Raw genomic sequence first — 20464 nt, forward strand, 5'->3', positions numbered from 1 at the left:
TGCCAAGGCCTTAGTTCAGGTTTGGCTGAGGCGTAAGACGCAGATAGGGTTTCACTACCACGTGCCCTTTCGGGAACTTGGCTTCCACTTCTTCCTGCTTTACTGATGGAAGAATCACGCAATCCTGGCCATTTTCCCAGTTCGCTGGCGTAGCTACGCTGTGGTTAGCGGTTAACTGCAAAGAATCAATCACGCGCAGGATCTCCGCGAAATTACGCCCGGTTGAAGCCGGATACGTGAAGATCAGTTTCACTTTCTTGTCTGGCCCGATGATGAACACAGAACGCACGGTGAAGGTATCGCTGGCGTTAGGGTGAATCATGTCATACAAATCAGAAACTTTCCGGTCTGCATCAGCGATGATAGGAAAATTGACAGTGGTATTCTGCGTCTCGTTGATGTCCTGAATCCAGCCGTGGTGAGAATCAATAGGGTCTACACTTAAAGCAGCCACTTTTACGCCTCTGCGGTCAAACTCATCTTTAATGCGGGCTACGGCACCCAACTCAGTGGTACAAACCGGTGTATAGTCGCGCGGGTGCGAGAACAATACCGCCCATCCATCGCCAATCCACTCATGGAAATTGATGGTACCCTCTGACGTTTCTGCCGTGAAATCAGGAGCGATGTCGCCTAATCGTAATGCCATGGTTTCGTCTTTTATAATCTTGAAAAATCAAATACAAACAATCTTCCTTTCATCCATTCCCTTTCAAAACACCTCCAAAACAGTGGCGGGTTTAAAGAAACTCTATAGATGAAGTAGACAAATAAAGAGACCAATTACTAGAAATCCAACTAAACAGAAAGGAACTTATCAACTTCATAAGGATTATGCCATTAAGCCTCTATTTCCTTCAACAAAGGTTTTCACTCATCTTGGCTGTTATCATCCACGAAACTCAAACGTTAAAGAGTAGAGTGAAGCCTAACCTGAGACGAGAAACGCATTATTACACGAAAGGGACCTTTCACCTGTTTAAAAGAAAATGCTGTTTTAAGTCCCTTTGATAAAAAAGGCTCAAAACAGCATCAAGAAAGGTGATCAAAATTAAATCTGGTTTGCTTCTTCCTCCACCACGAGCGCGGTTACTTTGGAGAAATCTGCCAGGTAAGTGGTGTCCAGGATATCACAGGTGGCGTCCCGCACGCGCTTCATGAGCAGGCGGATTTCGCAGGTGGCCTCGTCTACGCACTCCTCGCATTTACGGTAGTAGAGATGGCTTACACAATGGACAGGCGCCAAAGGGCCGTCTACCATTCTAATCACATTTCCTACCGAGATCTGCGCAGGGTCTTTCACCAAAGTATAGCCACCGTTCTTGCCGCGGGTGCTTTGCACAATCTGCTGCACCTTCAAATCCACCAGAATGGCTTCCAGGAACTTGCGCGGGATACGCTCTGCGGCGGCAATCTCAGAGATCAGCACCAGACCGCGGTCATGCTGCTTCGCCAAATAAAGAAGTGCTTTGAGGGCGTACTTGGCCTTTTTTGAAATCATATAAGGGTAGAGAAAACGCGTTATTAAACCGCCTTCACCTTGAACTTCTTCTGTAGCTCCTGAATAGAAGCCTTGAATTTTTTATCGGTGTCAATCAGGTCTGACACTGTCTGCACCGAGTGAATTACTGTAGAATGGTCGCGGCCCCCAAAGTGGTACCCGATGGACTTGAGCGAGTGGCTGGTGTACTCTTTTGCAAAGTACATGGCCACCTGGCGGGCCGTCACAATCTCTTTCTTACGGGTCTTGGCTTTAAGGGAATCCAAACTCACCTGGAAATACTCAGCCACGGTTTTCTGGATAAAGTCCAGGTTCACCTCCGTCTCCACATCTTCAATAATGTGTTTCAGGGCCGCTTTCGCCAATTCCAGGTCAATCTCTTTGCGGTTCAAGGAGGACTGTGCTATTAACGAAATCAACACACCTTCCAGTTCCCGCACGTTGGTATCCACGCTGTAGGCCAGGTACTCAATCACATTATCAGGGATGTGGATTCCGTCTGACTGCATCTTTTTGTAGATGATGGCCATACGCGTCTCAAAATCCGGGCTCTGCAAATCGGCGGTCAAACCCCACTTGAAGCGGGACAACAAACGCTCTTCCAAGCCTTTCAGGTCACGTGGCGGGCAGTCTGAGGTCATCACAATCTGCTTGCCGCTTTGATGCAGGTGGTTGAAGATGTGGAAGAACATCTCCTGGGTTTTCTCTTTCCCGCTCAGGAACTGCACATCGTCAATGATGAGAATGTCTACCAGCAGGTAGAAGTTAGCGAAATCCTGTACGCTGTTGGTTTTCAGAGACTCAATGAACTGGTTCACGAATTTCTCAGAAGACACATACAGCACGAATTTGTCTGGGTTGTTGCCTTTGATGTGGTTACCGATGGCTTGCACCAGGTGGGTCTTGCCCAATCCTACGCCGCCGTACACCATGAGGGGGTTGAAGGACGTGGTTCCTGGTTTGTTGGCAACCGCATACCCCGCTGAGCGCGCCAGGCGGTTGCAGTCTCCCTCAATGTAGTTCTCAAAGGTGTAGCTCTGATTCAGCTGCGAATTGAAGAAGTGCCGGTCAATGGCCTTCGACTCAAAAGGGTTCTTCAGGAAGCTCTGCTCTGGGCGGTACGAGTTGGCAACCGCCGTAGGCACCTTCTTGGTAGGGATGTTTACCGTCTGCGGCTTGCTATGGTCGTTGCCCTGGTCTACAATAATAGAGTATTCCAGACGGCCTTCGCTGCCCAGTTCCTGGAACACCACCTTCTTCAGGAGACCCACATAGTGCTCTTCCAGCCACTCATAGAAGAATTGGCTGGGCACCTGTATTGTGAGTACGTTTCCGGACAAAGACAATGGCACGATCGGCTCGAACCACGTTTTGTAGCTCTGCTCGCCAATATTGTCTTTGATAACCTGTAAACAGTTATGCCAGACGGTTGTACAGTCTTTTACCATTAACATCGCTTCTTCCAATCCCGCTTTAGTTGAGTGACGAATTTTTCAGGGGGTTACAAAAATGGAAAAAAACTTGAGAGAAAAAAACTTGAAGATTACGAATTTATGACACGGTCATTCAAAGGCAGCACAGAAGCCGTTGTGGCCGTTTTAGACTTGCTTTTCCGATTGAAGGTAAAATCTATCCGGCCCAGGTTGATGCCCGACCAACCTACCTGGTTTACCAAGGTCACGTGACCGTCTGCGTGGGTGAATTTCTCCGGCTCATCCAGGAACGTGTGGGTGTGACCGCCAATGATGAGGTCAATGCCGTTTACCTGCTGGGCCAGTTTCCGGTCGTTTATCTTTTCATATTCATAAGTGTAGCCCAGGTGCGAAAGGCAGATCACCAAATCTACGTTCTCCTGCTCCCGAAGCGTTTTCACCATTTTCTGGGCTGTTTCTACGGGATCAAGGTATTTAGTGCCGCCAATGTTGTTATCAGCTACCAAACCGGCCAACTGAATGCCTAACCCAAACACGCCCACGCGCACGCCTTCCTTCACAAATACTTTATAAGGCTGAAAACGCCCCTTCAGGATAGTGTCTGAGAAATCATAGTTGGCAATGAGGAACGGGAATCCGGCGTGCGGAAGCTGTTTCTGCAATCCTTCCAAGCCATTGTCAAAGTCATGGTTGCCCAGCGTGGCGGCGTCATAGCCCATCTGGGTCATGAGTTTGTACTCTAGTTCACCCCCAAAGAAGTTGAAATAAGGTGTTCCCTGCCAGATATCCCCGGCATCCAGCAACAGCACATTGGACTCCTGCGCCCTGATCTGCTTTACCAGCGTCGCCCGGCGAGCCATGCCGCCCAAGCCGCCGTTTTTGCGCCCGTCGTTGGGGAACGGGTCAATGCGGGAGTGCATGTCATTGGTGTGCAGGATAGTGAGTTTTATAGGAGCGGCCGCGGCACTGCCTATACTAGGCAGACCCAACAAGGCCAAACCGGCGGTACCGGCCATTGTATTCTTTATAAAATCGCGACGATTCATATGTTCTACTTTGAAGATTGGGAGAGGTGGAAATCTGGAGATGGATCACTTTTCAAATCTTCTCATCTCCAAATTCCAAAATCTAGTTCACCACTTTCACGCGGCCGTCCTTCTCAGACACAATTGGTTTTCCCTGGGCAGTGCGGTCCTTTATCTCTTTCATGATGGCGTCACGGGCCAGCAAACCGGTTTTCTCTACTTTCAAGGCCTTTTTCAGGAAACCCATGTTATCTCCCCCGTTGGCCAGGTAATCTGAAATGGCCAGGGTATAGGTCTTGGCCGGATCAAAGGGTTTGCCTGCTATTACAATGTCCTGCGCCTTGCTGTTGCGTGAGGTGTAGGCGGCGTTACCGATGAACAGGATTTTGGTGCGGGCCGCAAAGTCAAACAACTCCTGCACCGTCTCGCCGGAAAGCGTCAGCACGAGCATCTCGTTCTCGAAGGGCATCATCTCAAACACATCGCCTACGGTCACCGGGCCTTTGTCCAGCGGGTTACGCAGTCCGCCGTTGGTCATTCCACCCATGTCAATGGGCTTGCGGTAAACGGCCATGGTTTGGGTGCGGCTTAGGTCGGCCACGAAATTCCCTAGGGGTGACTCAATCTCTCCTTTCTCTATGGCCGCCGGCGACTGCCCAATTACCTCGTTCATGGTTTGGTCTACACGAGTGCGATAAGGAGTGATGGTGCTCTCGGCGGTGGGATCTGGGCTGATCTGGGTGTTCACCGGGATATCGGTGTTTTGGGAGAGGCTGGCAGTAGGCACCAGTTCCTTTTGGCACCCCGTCAGCATCAAGGCAATTCCCACGCTGAAACTAAGGTGGCGGGGACGCAGGAAAGAAAATAAAGACATGTTTAAATACTGATTTTATCAAAGGTACGGGGGCAGGCCTAAAAAAACCAACCAGGTTTCTGCCACGGTTTGGCCATCTTCTGGCAAAAACGGTTCCAAAAACAACGGATGGCGCCTATACAGAGGCTGTTTAACCTCTTGACTTTTAACTAGTTTCTACCTATACTTGTTGCACTCCAGTTGACAGGTGGTACGTAATAGGTTCATAAGCGCAAAGACTTCATATGCCCACAATCACCAGACCTCTTCCCCTTCTCCGCAAATGTCCAAAGACATTCACGCTAGTTCAAAATCAAACCGTGTACTCCTCTGAGGGCAAAGAAGATAAAAGGGCCTGGTTGGCTTCAAATGCGCTTTTTTACGCTTCTCAGTATTTTCCCCATTCTCCTTTTCGCCGAGTCACGGCCAAGCCGTTGGGCGCAACTGTTACGCCTTCGGCACGTATTCAACAACCCTTGATGTCCCAATTTCTCAGGCTCGTTTAGCCTTCAGTTGGGGATCTACTCAATGCTCGGTCTGATTGGCAACGCATCTCTTTTCTTTAAAAGGGCTGCCTGCGCTTTCAGTTGATTTTAATAACACCCAAAAAAATCTATCCAAATTCATCACTACCATGAACACCTCCTATTTACAGTACAGTAAATTCATTCTCCTTAAAGTTAGTTTTGATGTAGTGCTGTTTGAAAAAGAGTTCAGGAAATGCTTGCGGCTGTTGCTTACCCATGAGATCAGGGAGTTAAAGCGCTGGTGCCGGGCCACTTTCCCGAAGAGATTCAGAGGTATTATGGGCCGTTGTTTCCGGTACTTCTGGCGTAACAAAACCGCCGCGGTCATGCCGCAGCCTAAAACTTCTCTTTAGTTGTAGCCCGCAAGAGGGCACACCCATATTTTAAGAACGCATCCCCGCTTCAGGTCTTAAAAGCCTGGAGCGGGGATGTTGCTTTTAGGCCCTTTCACTGAAGTCGGCCATAGACCGGCAAACAGCCCAGCAGCGTCCTTTAGCCAGTAGAAGTGAAGGATTTCTCTTTTTGGCGTATCTTGCAGAACCCTAACCTCAGGCATCACCATGGAAACCGAAAACAAACTACCTGCGCACGCCAATGTTCCATTAGCCACCAAAGTCCTGCTGGTGCGTCCCGCGCGCTTTGGCTCTAACTCCGAGACGGCAGCCACCAACGGTTTCCAACAGGAGGTTCCGGACGGAGCGGCCGCCCAAGTGCAACAGAAAGCACTGGATGAGTTCAACCAGTTTTTGTTGAAACTGTGGGCCGCCCGCATAGATGCGGTGGTGCTGGACGATGTGGAAGATCCCACCACCCCTGATGCCGTTTTCCCCAACAACTGGATTTCCTTCCACAAAGGCGGCAAGGTGGTTTTGTACCCCATGCTCTCCCCTACCCGGCGCCTGGAGCGGCACCCCGATCTGTTAACCCTACTAAAGGAAGAGCACAGCCTGCCGTTCACCCAGGTCATTGACCTCACCCACTTTGAGAATGAAGGCAAGTTTCTGGAAGGCACCGGCAGTATGGTCTTAGACCGCCAGCATAAGATTGCCTACGCCTGCCTTTCTGAACGAACCCACCTGGAGCCCCTGCAAGCCTTCTGCGAGGCGCTGGACTACCGTCCCGTGGTATTCCATGCGGTGGACGGCAATGGTCTGCCCATTTACCACACCAACGTGATCATGAGCATTGGTGCCGATTTCGCGCTGGTTTGCTTAGAAGCTATCCCCGATGAGGAAGAGCAGGGCCTTTTATTGGAGGCACTGGTAGACACGGGCAAAGAGATCATTGACTTATCATTAGCGCAGGTAAAGAAAATGGCGGGCAACATGCTGCAGATCCGCAACAAGGCCGGCGAACCGGTGCTGGTCATGTCTGACAAAGGCTACAAAGCCCTGCGCAAAGACCAGTTTGAAGACCTGAACGCGCGCACCAAGATTGTACGCTCTGACCTGCGCACCATTGAAGCCCACGGCGGCGGAAGCGCCCGCTGCATGCTGGCGGAAATCTTTGTTTAATTGTTGATTGTTCATTGTTGATTGCTGATTGTTATTGAAAAAAACAACAATTAACAATCAGCAATCAACAATCCTGTTTACAAGCCATCTTCTGAAAATCGGGCTTAAAACGCTTTTCATCCCTACAGGAGAATACCGTCAAAATTAGTGTGGCAAAAACTGAAAAGGTGGGCGAAACACCTGAAGACGGATGTCTGGGCGTTGGCGCTTGCCATCCAGGATTCCAGAACGCCCTGGCCTGCCAAAGCCATGGGTGCGCTTACGGTCGCTTACGCACTCAGCCCCATTGACCTCATCCCTGATTTTATTCCGGTACTGGGCTACCTGGATGACCTGCTGCTGCTTCCGTTGGGCATCTGGCTTACCGTTAAACTGCTACCGGCAAACTTACTGGAAGAGTCCCGTCGGAAAATTGCCATGGACGGAGCTCCTAGGTTCAAAAAAAGCAAATGGGCTGCCCTAGTCATTATTGTCTTGTGGGCGCTGGTGCTCTGGTGGGCCGGAAGTTGGGCCTGGCGTTGGTACCAGAACCGCTAAAGATTCAAGATGGCCTGCTGCAGCTTTTTCGCATCTGACGTGGCGTTGCCGCCGATGGTGTTGTTGAAGAAGCACCAAACGGTTTTTTCATCCAGAAGCCAATCCTGGGCCATGTAGCTGAAACGCTCCAGTTCCTCCTCGGGGTAAGCGCCCCGGTACAGTTGCTCATGGCCGTGCAAGCGCATGTAGACCGTATCGGTAGTCGCGGTGGCCAAGGCAGGCCATCTTTTTCCGGCACTAATCACGACCAGGGAGATATTGAATTCCTCTAGCAGTTCCAGTACTTCCTCGGTGTGCCAAGATGCATGCCGTACTTCCAAGGCAAAAACGGTGGTAGGGTACAAGTTGCGCAACAGCGTGAAAAAGTGCTTTGCGATGAGTTCGTTGTAATGGAAAGACCCTGGCAACTGCACCAGCACTGGTCCTAATCGCTCGCCCATGAGGAGGAAACGGTCCATCCACTTGCGCAAGGGGTCCTCAATGTTCTGCAGGCGGTTCTCGTGGGTGATGGAACGGTGTAACTTGGGTGCGAACTTAAAGTGGGCAGGCGTAGTTTCCAGCCATTTCAAGATGGTTTTCTCCATGGTGAAATGGTAGAAACTGCTGTTAACCTCGGTGCAGTTGAAGTGCTGGGCGTAGAAAGGCAGCATCTCCGCTGATTTGATGTCTTCTGGGTAGAAAATCCCCCGCCATGCATAACTCCAGCCCGAGGTACCGATGTATAGTTGATCTTGTCCAATATCCATGCTGCATACAGACGCAGAAACTGGCGGGAGGTTTTGCATGCTTTGAGCCTCTTTTAAGAAGACTAGCCCGAAAACAGGAATCCTTTGACTATAGACTTAAGTATACTAAGCCCGTTCAGCGGCCGTTTACATGCATTTCAACCTACGCTAACTAAAAACCAGGAAGGCGGAGCGATTTTCACCTTCCTTCAAAAGGAAAACCACGGAATTGGGCGTTGCACCTTCCATTTCGGGCATAATTTGCCTAAAACTGGCGCAAAACGCTCATCGCAAACAAGGCGGCAGCCGTAGAACAGTTCAGGCAAAAAGCTATCTTTACCACATCATACGCCTGCCTTCTCTATGACGAACCCTACCTCATCTGAGGCATTATTCCCCGAGTTTGGCCCCATCACGGCCGAGCAATGGGTTGCCAAAATAAAACAAGACCTGAAAGGAGCCGACCTCGCCGACCTGCACTGGCAGAGCTATGAGGACATTACTGTTTCTCCTTTTTACACCAAAGCCAACGTGCCGCAGAGTGGCACCCTCAATACCACCCCGGGGCAGTTCCCGTACCTGCGCACCGCCAAAACCGACAAGAACATCTGGCTCAACCTACAGCCTATCTTTTCCTCGGGCAAGGGCCGCGAAGCCATTGACAAAGCCGTGGTGGCGCTCACCCGCGGGGCTGATGGCGTTCATTTCATCATGGAGAACGGCTACGACTTTGATGTGGATTACCTTATCCAGGAAATCGATCTCACTAAAGTTCCGGTTTCCTACACGGTTTCCACCGAGGCGGCCAATTTCCTGCATCATCTCACCACGGGGCTGTACCGTAAAAGAATCTCGCTGGCCACGCTCAACGGATTCCTGAAATGCTCGCCTATCCTGTCTTCGGAAAGCTACAAGCAGCTGGACATGGAACATGCCATGCACTTGCTGGAACAAACCCTGGACGCTCCCAACTTTTATGCGCTCACCATTAACGGGTCACACTTCAGCAACAAAGGGGCCACACTGGTACAGGAATTGGGCATTTCGCTGGCTATTGCCGTGTGCTATACCAACAGCCTCACCCAAAGTGGGTTGTCGGCAGAGAATATTTTCCGGAACATGCAATTTCACCTGACCGCCGGCACCAACTACTTTTTTGAGATCGCCAAATTCAGGGCCCTGCGGTTGCTGTGGGCGAAAGTGGTGGAAGCCTATGAGGTTCCTACTGAGGTCGCCTCGGCTTTACGCATCCACGCCTCTACTTCGCGCTGGCACCAGACTACCTTAGACCCGCATACCAACCTGCTGCGCCATACCACTGAGATGATGAGTGCCATCATTGGGGGCGTGAACTCCGTGGAGGTGGAACCCTTTGACTCCACGTACCGGCAAGCCAACGAGTTCAGTGAGCGCATCGCCCGCAACATCCCCATCATCCTCAAGGAAGAAGCGTACCTGGACCAGGCCATTGATCCGGCCGCTGGCTCCTACTATTTAGAGTACCTTACCCGCCAGATAGCGCTAAAGGCTTGGGCCTTGTTCCAGGAGATTGAGGCCCAGGGCGGTTTTATCCCGGCTTCCAACGCCGGTTTTATCCAGGAGCTAATCAAGGAAACCAGCAACCAGAAGTTCAAGGACATTGCCAGCGGCAAAGAGGTACTGGTGGGCACGAACAAGTTCCCCAACTCCAATGAGCAGCACGAGTTCGACCCTGAGCAGCTGATCCAAAGCAAACAGTTTGACAATACCCGCGCCGCGTACTCCTACGAGGTGATGCGCCTGGCCACCGAGCTGCACTTCCGGAAGAAAAAACGGCGTCCGCATGCCTTGGTGGTACACATGGGCACGGCCATTCAGGAACACATCCATGCCACTTTTGCGCGCGAGTTCTTTACCTGTTCTGGTTTCACCACGCAGGTTCTCAAGTTTGACAATATCACAGAGGCATTGGCAGGCGTGAAAGACCTGGATGTGCAGGTTATTGTCATGGCCGCCCCAGAGCGCCAGTTCAACGAGTTTGCCGAGTCCTTCGCCAAAGGAATGAGGGCCCAACACCGCCAAGGCCCAGCCTTGATTTTAGCCGATGACCCCATGCATTTGAAAGAAGAGCTTCAGGCCAACGGCTTTGATGATTTTCTCTTCAGGGGCTGTGACACCAAGGAAATTATTACCCGCATTCAGGAGCGGTTGGGCGTTTGACGCGCGGGGCGCGCGTCAGTCCTGAGTCTTGAGTTCTGAGTCTTGAGTTAGTGGCTTACTTGCCCCCTTGTCATCCTGAAAGGATCTTGTGGGCGAGCTAGAAAGACAAGCGAGATAAAACAGCCGGAACTTCACCAATGATAATTCATGCAGGCATCCTGATACTTGATACCTGCTACATGAAACGAACACATGAAACCAGATTTCACTAAGATACCCTTCACGTTTCAAGGCTCCATTTTGGGAAACGAACCCAAAGCGCAGCCCAAGACCTGGAAAACCGCCGAGCGCCTGCCGCTGCAGAACTTCTACACCAAAGAAGACACAGCCGCCTTTGAGCACCTGGATTTCGCCGCGGGTCTGCCGCCGTACCTGCGTGGCCCATACAGCACCATGTACGTCAAGAATCCCTGGACCATCCGGCAGTACGCCGGCTTCAGCACTGCCGAGGAATCCAACGCGTTTTATCGCCGGAATTTGGAAGCGGGGCAAAAAGGACTTTCCGTGGCCTTTGACCTGGCCACCCACCGGGGCTATGACTCAGACCATCCGCGTGTGGTGGGCGATGTGGGCAAAGCGGGTGTGGCCATTGACTCTATCCTGGACATGAAGATTCTGTTTGACCAGATTCCGCTGGACCAGATGAGTGTTTCCATGACCATGAACGGTGCCGTGTTGCCTATTCTGGCGTTCTACATTGTGGCCGCCGAGGAACAAGGAGTGAAGCCCGAGCAACTGAGCGGCACCATCCAGAACGATATTTTGAAGGAGTTCATGGTGCGCAACACCTACATCTATCCGCCGGAGCCCAGCATGAAGATTATTGCCGATATCTTCGCGTACACTTCTAAGCACATGCCCAAGTTCAACTCCATCTCTATCTCAGGCTACCACATGCAGGAAGCCGGGGCCACGGCCGATCTGGAGTTGGCGTACACCCTGGCCGATGGCCTGGAATACGTGCGTACGGGCTTGGCCGCGGGCATGGACATTGACACCTTCGCGCCGCGCTTGTCGTTTTTCTGGGCTATTGGCATGAACCACTTCATGGAGATTGCCAAGATGCGTGCCGCCCGCATGCTGTGGGCCAAGCTCATCAAGCAGTTCAACCCGAAAAGCGATAAATCCTTGGCCTTGCGCACCCACTGCCAGACTTCGGGCTGGAGCTTAACTGAGCAGGACCCATTCAACAACGTGGCCCGCACCACCGTGGAAGCCTTAGCCGCTGCCCTGGGTGGAACGCAAAGCTTGCACACCAACGCCCTGGACGAAGCCATTGCTTTGCCTACCGATTTCTCAGCGCGTATTGCCCGGAATACTCAGATTTACCTGCAGCAAGAAACACACATCACCAAAACCGTAGACCCTTGGGGAGGCTCTTATTACGTGGAGGCCCTCACCCACCAGTTGGCGCACCGCGCCTGGGACTTGATTCAGGAAGTTGAACGCCTGGGAGGTATGGCCAAAGCCATTGAAACGGGTCTGCCTAAAATGCGCATTGAGGAAGCCGCGGCTAGAAAACAGGCACGCATAGACGCCGGTAAAGACGTGATTGTAGGGGTTAACAAGTTCCGTCCGGAGACTGAAGAAAAGCTAGAGATTCTGGACATTGACAACGCTACCGTACGCGAGTCTCAGTTAGCCCGCTTGGCCCAGTTGCGCGAGAACCGCGATGATGCCGCTGTCTTTGCCGCCATGGATGCGCTCACCCAAGCCGCCGAGACTGGCGAGGGTAATTTGCTGGAGTTGGCGGTAAACGCGGCGCGTGTGCGCTGCAGCCTGGGTGAAATCTCGTATGCCTTAGAAAAAGTATTCGGCCGTCACCGGGCCACCATCAGATCTATTTCCGGCGTGTACAGTTCAGAAATTTCAGACGACGAGAACTTCGGCAAAGCCCAGGCGCTTGCCGACCAGTTTGCGGAGCAGGAAGGCCGCCGCCCAAGAATCATGGTGGCTAAAATGGGCCAAGACGGCCACGACCGCGGCTCCAAAGTGATTGCCACCTCTTTCGCTGACCTCGGCTTTGACGTGGATTTAGGTCCGCTTTTCCAAAACCCGGAAGAAGTAGCCCTGCAAGCCGCCGAGAACGACGTGCACGTGGTAGGTGTGAGCAGCTTGGCAGCCGGTCATAAAACGTTAATTCCGGCTTTGATCTCAGAATTGAAGAAACTAGGCCGAGAGGATATCCTGGTCATTGCCGGTGGCGTGATTCCTGCCCAAGATTACCAATTCCTGTATGATGCAGGCGTTTCGGGTGTGTTTGGCCCAGGAACTGTGATTAGTGTGGCCGCACAAGAGATTCTGGAAAAGTTGATGAAAGGTGTATCTTGATTTTTAAATAGTTAAATTATAATTAAATACCATTAAAGATTTTATAATGTCAATTATAGCAAAGGAATTTACTTTTGAGGATTTAACTTCTAGATTGCAAGAGGATAGGCAGATGCATTTTAGAGCCGAAATGACTGTCAGGCAGCTATCCGCATTATCCCATAAAATCCATTCAGCAGAAGTTGAGAATGAAATCTTTAACTTAAACTACTTCCAAAACCAACTTACACCAGCTAGGAATCTTTCAATAGAAGAAGTAGCAAAATGGCTTAATAACTCTTGGAACTCCGAATTAACTTTAAGTCTAAATTCTACTCTAATTGAAGCTACCGGTCAAGCCTTTTGTTTGCAATGGGCTTTCCCACAAGCCTACTATTCTGTTTTTGCATCAACTCTAGCCTACTTCAAGGCTGTAGGATTCACTGAAACTAGTCATTCAGCAATATTGAAAAAATTCGCTCAACTAGTTTGTACAAATAAGTATCCTGATTGTATAAGCTTTCATTCCGATGGTGGAAAAGGAAGGATTACATATGGAAAAATAGTAAAACCTTCTGGTTTAACATCTATTGAGCTTGATATCACTAACCCTGCTACAATCGATAATCAGATTTGCCAGTTCCTAAAATCAACTAGAGAAGATAATTTAGTTGATAAGGCTAGTTCGATGAAGATTAAAAATAACAAAGGCAAAATCAAGAAATGTTTAAACAGATTTGACTGGGATAGGGTATCTCAGACCTGTGGACCAACGACCTTATTAGACCTTTTGTACAGAAAGCGAATAAAGTCTAACTATCAAGACATTGATACTTTCCTTTATGATGGCTTTAGGGGTGATGAAGCCATAAATGAACTTTTGAAAATCGTCCAAAGAACTAATCAAGTTCATGAGACTTTTATTGCTAAAGCAATCACTCACTCAGAGTTTACTCAAATAGCTAACTCTTACTTAGCAAAGGTCAATCATACCTTGTTAAATGATAGGTTATTAGCTATACAAACTGTGGTTAGAGCAAATTCAGCAGTAAACTAGTATTTATAAACGTGTTCAACACTGGACAAATACTATTTCAATAGGTTTGTTTTGCACCTCTTTATGCCAAAACAAGCCCTAAACCCGCACTCAAAATTTTTCTATTTTTCTCGCATCTGATTAAACCTTCTTCTACCCTGCTTGTCTAAGCCTGCGTGAATTCCACACCATACGCAACCCTTTACACAACTTACAAGCAAACCTAGTATGAAGAAATTCTTATTGACGCTGGGGCTGGTATCCTCCTTTGCCGGAGTAGCCATGGCCCAGAGTCGGACCCAGCCCGCCGATTCTACGCGTCGGGTAGCCGGGGCCGCGGGCATGGCCGGTAATGCCGCCAAAAGTTCTAAACCAAAGCCCTACGCCGAGGTCATCACCGACAAAGCTCAATCTAAATCTGGCTTTTTCAAAACCCACAAAGTTGAAGACAAGTACTTCTTTGAATTAGCCGACTCTGTGTTAGGCCGCGAGATTCTGGTTGTAAACCGTATTTCCAAGGCTGGCGCTGAGGTACGTGCCTCTTCTGGGTACGCCGGGGACCAGATCGGGTCATCGGTGATCATGTTTGAGAAAGGTCCGGATGACCGTATTTTCATGCGGAAAATCTCTTACGCCACCTACAGCCCAGACAGCACCAAGTCTATGTACCAGTCGGTGCAGCGTTCTAACGTGCAGGCTATTGTGGCGGCGTTTAACGTGGCTGCCTACGGCACAAACAACAAGAGCAGCGTGATTGATGTCACAGATTATGTGAAAGGCGAAAACGAAATCTTCTCGTTCAGCTCGGCGGCTGCCAAAACCCGCATCCGATTAGGGAACTTCATCCCAGACCGCAGCTATATCCAGAACGTGCGCAGCTTCCCACAGAACGTGGAAGTAACCACCGTGAAAACGTACGTACTCACCCCTCCAACCACAGGGTTCGGGGCAGCACCGGCCGGCGCAGGTGCCGCCAACTCCAACCTGAACGGTTCTTCCACCATTGAGGTGAATACCTCCATGGTAGTGTTGCCGAAAAAGCCCATGCAGCCGCGTTACTTTGATCCGCGCGTTGGGTTCTTCACCGTTGGCTATACAGACTTTGACGCCAATCCGCAGGGCGTAAAGGAAATCCAGATGGTGAAACGCTGGAGACTGGAGCCGAAGGAAAAAGACATGGCCAAGTACAAGCGCGGCGAATTGGTAGAGCCAAAAGAACCCATCGTGTTCTACATTGACCCGGCTACGCCAAAGAAATGGGTGCCGTATCTGATTGCCGGCGTGAACGACTGGCAGAAAGCGTTTGAGAAAGCTGGTTTCAAGAACGCCATCATCGGGAAAGAAGCGCCTTCCGCCAAGGAAAACCCGAACTGGAGCATAGACGATGCCCGTCACTCGGCCATCGTTTACAAGCCTTCTGAGATCCCGAATGCCAGCGGCCCAAGCATCTCTGACCCACGCAGCGGCGAAATCATGGAAAGCCACATCAACTGGTACCACAACGTAATGAAGCTGGTGCATGACTGGTACTTCATTCAGGCGGCCGCCATTGACCCACGCGCCCGTAAAATGGATTTCTCTGATGAATTGATGGGTGACTTGATCCGCTTTGTATCATCTCACGAGGTGGGGCACACCATTGGTTTGCGCCATAACTATGGCTCCAGCTCAACAGTACCGGTAGAGAACCTGCGTAACAAGAAATGGGTAGAATCCAACGGCCATACTCCGTCTATCATGGACTATGCCCGCTTCAACTACGTGGCACAGCCAGAAGACAACATCACGCCAAAAGGAATCTACCCAAGAATTGGCGATTATGACCTGTGGGCTATTGAGTGGGGGTACCGGATGTTACCGAACGCCAAAAGCGCTACGGCTGAAATTCCAATCCTGAACAAGATGACTGTAGAGGCACTTAAAAACCGCCGCAACTGGTTCGGAACCGAGACCAACCCAGATGACCCGCATTCCCAGAACGAGGACCTGAGCGACAACGCCATGAAAGCCTCTGAGTACGGCATCAAAAACCTGCAGCGCATTCTGGCCAAGCTTCCTGAGTGGACCCGCGAGGAGAACGAAGGCTACGAGAACCTGGAAACCATGTATGGTCAGTTGACCACCCAGTTCAACCGGTACATGGGCCACGTGGCCAAGAACATTGGAGGCATCTACGAAAACCCGAAGACGGTTGAGATGGAAGGCGTAGTGTATGAGCGCACGCCGGCAGCTACCCAGAAAGAGGCCATGACGTTCCTGGACAAGCAATTGTTCACCACGCCTACCTGGTTATTGGCGCCTAACGTGCTGAACAACACCGGATCAAACCCGATGGTAGTGGTATCGCGCAGCCAGCAGGCCGTGTTGAACCGCCTCATCAGCAACGCCACTTTAACTAAGCTGATCACCGCCGAAGCTATGGACGGTGCCAAAGCTTACAAGGTAACCGACTTCTTCAATGACATGAACGGTTCCATCTTCAAAGAAGTGAAAAACAAGCAGGCCATTGACGTGTACCGCCGCAATCTGCAGAAAATGTACGTGCAGGAACTGATTGACATTGTGAAACCAGCTCCAGCCCCGGCGGGTGCTCAGGCAGCCCAGGGTGGCAGAGGTGGTAACACCGCCCCTACCATGGATGCCCGGACGAGCGATGTGGTTTCAGTAGCCAAAGCTGAGTTGCGGAATATCAACAACATGATAAAAGCATCGGCAGCATCGCAGTCAGACTCCTTGAGCAGCTACCACTTGCTGGATCTTTCTGACCGTATCACCGAAGCCTTAGACCCAAGAAGCTAATCGTCTTGGGTCTTAAATAGAAAAAGCGGCACCCCACCAGGTGCCGCTTTTTTTGTGCCACAGGGTCAAGTTCAAACAGTTTTTAGGTTCCTTTTTAGAAAGTCTTGCGTAAGCGGGGTACAATATAATAGCCCGGATTTCGCTTTATAGATAGCGAACCCAAAGCAACAGGAAGGGTGCACAAGCCTACCAGAAAACCTTCAGGCAAGCTAATCACCTTACTGCTAGCGCTTTCCTTTTTTGAAAGAACAGGGTTTGAGGCTACGTGCTCCCAAATGGAAACAGGATCAGGTTTCTGGATCAGGTTTCTGGCTCAATCTTTGGAATCTAAGGGCAAACTGAATTGATGTATTGAACATGAAGAACCCCAACAGACTTTTTCTTCTGCTTCCTTTCTGGCTCATTACGTTGGTGGCAACCGCTCAGAAAGAGGCTACTACCTGGTATTTCGGGCATAACGCCGGCTTGTCGTTCACTGACCCCTCTAATCCCCAACCGCTCAAAGACGGAAACATGTTCAGTGAGGAAGGGTGCGCCGTTCTCTCAGATGCGCTGGGCAATCTTCTGTTCTACACCAACGGCATGCAGATCTGGAACCGGAACAAACTGGTGATGACCAACGGCGATTCACTCAAAGGGCACGAGTCTTCCACGCAGGCCGCGGTCATCTTGCCCAAGCCCGGTTCTCCGCACCTCTACTACGTGTTCACCACTGATTTTCAGGGCCAGAGCCACGGCCTGCAATACCACCTCGTTGACCTGAGCAGAAACGGGGGCCTGGGCGAAGTGGTCTCCAAAAACAACCTCATCTTTGCGCCCGTGACCGAGAAACTCACCGCCGTGAAGCACCGCAACGGCCGCGACTATTGGCTCATTACGCACCGCTGGAACAGCTCAGCTTTCTATGCATACCTCATCAGTGCCGATGGCATCACGTTTAAACCCGTGGAGAGCCACTTGGGCAGCATTCATTCCGGCGATAACGGTGCTACCATCGGTTACATGAAGGCCTCCCCTACCGGCGATAAACTGGCCGTGGCCACTTGGGCGGCCGTCAACAAAATTGAGGTGTTTAGTTTCAACAACGAGAACGGAAAGCTGGCCATTGCGGTAGACTTAGGCAAGTTTGATGAGGCCTACGGCGTGGAATTCTCTCCGGACGGCACCAAACTGTACGGTGGCAAAAACGGCATCGCCGGGGGTGAGGCTCGCATTTTCCAGTTTGATCTGGCGGCGGGTACCCCAGACGCGATCATCCACTCAGGCAAACAAGTCGCTAAAAGCATCAGCCGCAAAATTGGCGCCCTTCAGTTAGGCCCCGATGGCCGGATCTACGTGGCCCGCAACAACAGCAACTGGTTAGGCGTTATCCGGAATCCCAATGCCTTGGGCCCTGACTGCGACTACAAAGACAGCGGCATTAACCTGGGTACCCAGAAAAGCGCCCTCGGGCTCCCTAACTTCCCAGGATTTTATTTCCAGAACCTTTCACCCTCTACTAGTTCCTTGCTGCCTACTAAGCAGTAATTCACGTTCTTTTGGATTTAGCCATTGGTCCCCCTTTGAAGGGGGTAGAGGGATGATCACTCGTGCAGAAAAAGACGTTCCAGAGTATTTGTAGGGGCAATCCTTTGTGGTTGCCCTTATTTTATTGGTTGAGGATAGATGGTTCTTCTGGCAGATAGGTCATCCCCCTACCCCCTTCAAAGGGGGACGTAATGCGTGCAGGTCTTTTATAGTCTTCTTTCCAAAAACTGGGTCAAAACAGGGGACTAATTCCTATTTTTCGCGTACTTTCCTGAAAACAGCCCTAGAACGAGTGCCGAAACGATTTACCCCAGACGAGTATGCCGCCGGAGTTTTATCCGGGAACCGGGTGCTTTTGAGCCGCGCCATCACCTTAGTAGAAAGTACCTTGCCCTCTGACCAGGAACTCGCCCACGCCGTGATGGAACAGGTATTGCCGCACGCGGGAAAATCGGTGCGAGTGGGGATTACGGGTGTGCCGGGTGTGGGCAAGAGTACGTTTATTGAGGCTTTTGGCAATTACCTCCTGGAGCAGCAAGGCAAGAAACTGGCGGTGCTAGCCATTGACCCCACCAGCCAACGCACCGGTGGTAGTATTCTGGGCGATAAAACCCGCATGGAAACCTTGTCAGCTAACCCAAACGCGTACATCCGTCCCTCGCCGGCCGGTAAAACGTTGGGTGGCGTGGCCCGCAGTACCCGCGAGAGCATTTTGTTGTGTGAGGCCGCTGGCTTTGATGTCATTTTTGTGGAAACCGTAGGCGTAGGTCAATCTGAGACGGCTGTGCACGAGATGGTGGATTTCTTTCTGCTCTTGATGCTGGCTGGAGCCGGTGATGAACTGCAGGGCATTAAGAAAGGCATCATGGAAATGGCCGATGCCATTGCCATCACCAAAGCCGACGGGGCCAACCTTCACCCTGCCACCAGCGCCCAAGCCGAGTACCAGGGAGCCCTCCACCTCTTCCCGCTGGGTGCTTCCAAATGGAGCCCCAAGGTGACGGTTTGCTCGGCTTACGAGAAAACCGGCCTGGCGCCTATCTGGGAATCGGTGATGGAGTATGTGGCTTTAACGCAGCAGAATGGCTACTTCCAGAAACGGCGACAAGAGCAGAATCTGCATTGGCTTAAGCACAGCATCCGGCAGCAACTGGAAGAACGCTTTTACCAGCACCCGGCAATAAAAGCGCAATGGGAAACCGTTTCTAACCAGGTGACGCAAGGACAGAAATCCCCGTTTGCCGCCGCCGCAGAACTCTTCCACTTGCTTCCGTAAGCGTATCCTTTTCAGGGCATTCTTAGGAAAACAAGCAAAAAGCACTTCTCTCGTGCTAGAACCTTCCCTTTCCAAACTTCACCTGACACCTCAGGATAGTACCACAAAGGCCAACCCCTGTTTTGAAGTAGCAGCAATTTTGAGCGATTCAAACAAACTGCAGGCTAGCTTCTGGGGTGAAACTCCTGAATGATCTGCTTCAGGTAATCGCGGTCCAGGTGGGTGTAGATCTCGGTGGTGGTGATAGACTCGTGACCCAGCATTTCCTGCACGGCGCGTAAATCAGCCCCTCCTTCAATTAGGTGAGTGGCAAAAGAATGGCGGAACGTATGCGGACTAATGCTTTTCTGAAGTCCTGTTTTGGCCGCCAAATCTTTGATGATGGTGAAAATCATGACACGGCTCAAGCTGGCGCCTCGGCGGTTCAGGAATACAAAATCCTCGTGGCCTTTCTTAATGGGCTGGTGCCGGCGCACGCCATCCAGGTACAACCTAATGTACTTGAGGGCATCTTTCCCGATGGGCACCAGGCGTTCTTTGTTGCCTTTTCCGGTGATGCGCAGAAAACCCAGGTCTTCGTACAGGTTACTGATCTTCAGGTCAATGAGCTCAGATACTCGCAGCCCGGAGCTGTAAAGCGTCTCAAGCATAGCTTTGTTGCGGGTTCCCTCGGGCGTACTCACGTCAATGGCCTCAAAAAGATTGACAATTTCCTCGTAGCTGAGCGTATCGGGGAGTTTTCGCTGCAGTTTGGGGGCCTCAATCGTTTCCGTGGGATCGGCATTCAGGAGGTCTTCCATGATAAGGAATTTGTAGAAGGCCCTGATGCCGGAAAGGGTGCGGGCCTGAGAATGGGCCGTCATGCCCAGCGAGTTGATCCATTCCAGAAACCCTCGCAGGTGATGGGCCTCTACTTGTAATGGCCCTACTTTCTCTTGGGTGAGTTCAAAATATTGCACCAGCTTGCGTACATCTCGCAGATATGCTTCTACAGAGTGACTGGACAAGGATTTCTCCAACTGGAGATATCCCTGGAATTGGGTTAGACCTGTTGACCAGTTCATGGGGGAGTGAATATAGTAACGCTAATACCTCTCTTTTCAAATTGGGGGAAAGAGACATAGCTACCCAAAGGTAGTTATTCCGTACATTTGGTCATGACCCCGGGCACTTTTTTTTAGCGCCACGCAAACCAGACAACT

16 protein-coding genes are annotated in these 20464 nt (G+C 51.0%); 9 read left to right on the forward strand and 7 right to left on the reverse strand.

The window, feature by feature from the left end:
- Positions 1-10: 10 nt before the first annotated feature.
- The 5 genes from ACW9SV_RS01385 to ACW9SV_RS01405 all read right to left on the reverse strand — a co-directional run bounded on the left by ACW9SV_RS01385 (position 11) and on the right by ACW9SV_RS01405 (position 4833).
- Positions 11-649 (reverse strand): peroxiredoxin, encoded by a 639-nt coding sequence (locus ACW9SV_RS01385; protein WP_210463791.1) that lies wholly within the window; start codon positions 647-649, stop codon positions 11-13.
- A 402-nt stretch (positions 650-1051) separates the two neighbouring features.
- On the reverse strand, positions 1052-1501 hold the full coding sequence (locus ACW9SV_RS01390) for an RrF2 family transcriptional regulator (RefSeq protein WP_123125065.1): 450 nt from the start codon (positions 1499-1501) through the stop codon (positions 1052-1054).
- A gap of 23 nt (positions 1502-1524) precedes the next feature.
- Positions 1525-2949, reverse strand: a complete 1425-nt coding sequence (gene dnaA / locus ACW9SV_RS01395) for a chromosomal replication initiator protein DnaA (RefSeq protein WP_479554945.1) — start codon at positions 2947-2949, stop codon at positions 1525-1527.
- A 95-nt stretch (positions 2950-3044) separates the two neighbouring features.
- The gene (locus tag ACW9SV_RS01400) at positions 3045-3980 is read right to left on the reverse strand and encodes a bifunctional metallophosphatase/5'-nucleotidase (protein WP_479554946.1); all 936 of its coding nucleotides are present in this window, start codon (positions 3978-3980) and stop codon (positions 3045-3047) included.
- Positions 3981-4062: 82 nt separating this feature from the next.
- Positions 4063-4833, reverse strand: a complete 771-nt coding sequence (locus ACW9SV_RS01405; protein ID WP_479554947.1) for a 5'-nucleotidase C-terminal domain-containing protein — start codon at positions 4831-4833, stop codon at positions 4063-4065.
- A gap of 613 nt (positions 4834-5446) precedes the next feature.
- Here ACW9SV_RS01405 and ACW9SV_RS01410 point away from each other — a divergent pair.
- The 3 genes from ACW9SV_RS01410 to ACW9SV_RS01420 all read left to right on the forward strand — a co-directional run bounded on the left by ACW9SV_RS01410 (position 5447) and on the right by ACW9SV_RS01420 (position 7390).
- Positions 5447-5692, forward strand: coding sequence for a hypothetical protein (locus tag ACW9SV_RS01410; RefSeq protein WP_479554948.1), 246 nt, complete (start codon positions 5447-5449; stop codon positions 5690-5692).
- A gap of 207 nt (positions 5693-5899) precedes the next feature.
- Positions 5900-6853, forward strand: a complete 954-nt coding sequence (gene ctlX, locus ACW9SV_RS01415; protein WP_479554949.1) for a citrulline utilization hydrolase CtlX — start codon at positions 5900-5902, stop codon at positions 6851-6853.
- Positions 6854-7000: 147 nt separating this feature from the next.
- A complete protein-coding gene (locus ACW9SV_RS01420) occupies positions 7001-7390 on the forward strand; it encodes a YkvA family protein (RefSeq protein ID WP_479554950.1) in 390 nt (129 codons plus the stop codon).
- Here ACW9SV_RS01420 and ACW9SV_RS01425 read toward each other — a convergent pair.
- Complete coding sequence (locus tag ACW9SV_RS01425; RefSeq protein ID WP_479554951.1) at positions 7387-8175, reverse strand: DUF72 domain-containing protein; 789 nt, start codon at positions 8173-8175, stop codon at positions 7387-7389. The two genes, ACW9SV_RS01420 and ACW9SV_RS01425, sit on opposite strands and share 4 nt — an antisense overlap.
- A gap of 303 nt (positions 8176-8478) precedes the next feature.
- Here ACW9SV_RS01425 and ACW9SV_RS01430 point away from each other — a divergent pair, with 303 nt between their 5' ends.
- The 6 genes from ACW9SV_RS01430 (at position 8479) to meaB (ending at position 19262) form a co-directional block, all read left to right on the forward strand.
- Positions 8479-10314 (forward strand): methylmalonyl-CoA mutase family protein, encoded by a 1836-nt coding sequence (locus ACW9SV_RS01430; protein ID WP_479554952.1) that lies wholly within the window; start codon positions 8479-8481, stop codon positions 10312-10314.
- Between the two features lie 192 nt (positions 10315-10506).
- Positions 10507-12645: a methylmalonyl-CoA mutase gene (gene scpA, locus ACW9SV_RS01435; protein ID WP_479554953.1), complete on the forward strand. Its 2139-nt coding sequence runs from the start codon at positions 10507-10509 to the stop codon at positions 12643-12645.
- A 46-nt stretch (positions 12646-12691) separates the two neighbouring features.
- Positions 12692-13681, forward strand: coding sequence for a hypothetical protein (locus tag ACW9SV_RS01440; protein ID WP_479554954.1), 990 nt, complete (start codon positions 12692-12694; stop codon positions 13679-13681).
- Between the two features lie 207 nt (positions 13682-13888).
- Positions 13889-16459 (forward strand): zinc-dependent metalloprotease, encoded by a 2571-nt coding sequence (locus ACW9SV_RS01445; protein ID WP_479554955.1) that lies wholly within the window; start codon positions 13889-13891, stop codon positions 16457-16459.
- Positions 16460-16816: 357 nt separating this feature from the next.
- Positions 16817-17986, forward strand: coding sequence for a YncE family protein (locus tag ACW9SV_RS01450; protein ID WP_479554956.1), 1170 nt, complete (start codon positions 16817-16819; stop codon positions 17984-17986).
- 292 nt (positions 17987-18278) lie between these two features.
- On the forward strand, positions 18279-19262 hold the full coding sequence (meaB, locus tag ACW9SV_RS01455; protein WP_479554957.1) for a methylmalonyl Co-A mutase-associated GTPase MeaB: 984 nt from the start codon (positions 18279-18281) through the stop codon (positions 19260-19262).
- Positions 19263-19426: 164 nt separating this feature from the next.
- On the opposite strand, the gene xerD is transcribed toward meaB, so the two are convergent.
- Complete coding sequence (xerD, locus tag ACW9SV_RS01460; protein WP_479554958.1) at positions 19427-20326, reverse strand: site-specific tyrosine recombinase XerD; 900 nt, start codon at positions 20324-20326, stop codon at positions 19427-19429.
- Positions 20327-20464 lie beyond the last annotated feature (138 nt).

Source organism: Rufibacter sp. JT20002 (genome assembly GCF_056491185.1).

What these genes read in the sequence shown, in the direction of transcription:
- ACW9SV_RS01450 (WP_479554956.1), top strand. Translation starts at nt 16,817, where the DNA reads ATGAAGAACCCCAACAGACTTTTTCTTCTGCTTCCTTTCTGGCTCATT.
- ACW9SV_RS01445 (WP_479554955.1), top strand. Translation starts at nt 13,889, where the DNA reads ATGAAGAAATTCTTATTGACGCTGGGGCTGGTATCCTCCTTTGCCGGA.
- ACW9SV_RS01385 (WP_210463791.1), bottom strand. Translation starts at nt 649, where the DNA reads ATGGCATTACGATTAGGCGACATCGCTCCTGATTTCACGGCAGAAACG.
- scpA (WP_479554953.1), top strand. Translation starts at nt 10,507, where the DNA reads ATGAAACCAGATTTCACTAAGATACCCTTCACGTTTCAAGGCTCCATT.
- ACW9SV_RS01425 (WP_479554951.1), bottom strand. Translation starts at nt 8,175, where the DNA reads ATGCAAAACCTCCCGCCAGTTTCTGCGTCTGTATGCAGCATGGATATT.
- ACW9SV_RS01440 (WP_479554954.1), top strand. Translation starts at nt 12,692, where the DNA reads ATGTCAATTATAGCAAAGGAATTTACTTTTGAGGATTTAACTTCTAGA.
- ACW9SV_RS01405 (WP_479554947.1), bottom strand. Translation starts at nt 4,833, where the DNA reads ATGTCTTTATTTTCTTTCCTGCGTCCCCGCCACCTTAGTTTCAGCGTG.
- dnaA (WP_479554945.1), bottom strand. Translation starts at nt 2,949, where the DNA reads ATGGTAAAAGACTGTACAACCGTCTGGCATAACTGTTTACAGGTTATC.
- ACW9SV_RS01400 (WP_479554946.1), bottom strand. Translation starts at nt 3,980, where the DNA reads ATGAATCGTCGCGATTTTATAAAGAATACAATGGCCGGTACCGCCGGT.
- ACW9SV_RS01410 (WP_479554948.1), top strand. Translation starts at nt 5,447, where the DNA reads ATGAACACCTCCTATTTACAGTACAGTAAATTCATTCTCCTTAAAGTT.
- ACW9SV_RS01430 (WP_479554952.1), top strand. Translation starts at nt 8,479, where the DNA reads ATGACGAACCCTACCTCATCTGAGGCATTATTCCCCGAGTTTGGCCCC.
- ctlX (WP_479554949.1), top strand. Translation starts at nt 5,900, where the DNA reads ATGGAAACCGAAAACAAACTACCTGCGCACGCCAATGTTCCATTAGCC.
- xerD (WP_479554958.1), bottom strand. Translation starts at nt 20,326, where the DNA reads ATGAACTGGTCAACAGGTCTAACCCAATTCCAGGGATATCTCCAGTTG.
- ACW9SV_RS01390 (WP_123125065.1), bottom strand. Translation starts at nt 1,501, where the DNA reads ATGATTTCAAAAAAGGCCAAGTACGCCCTCAAAGCACTTCTTTATTTG.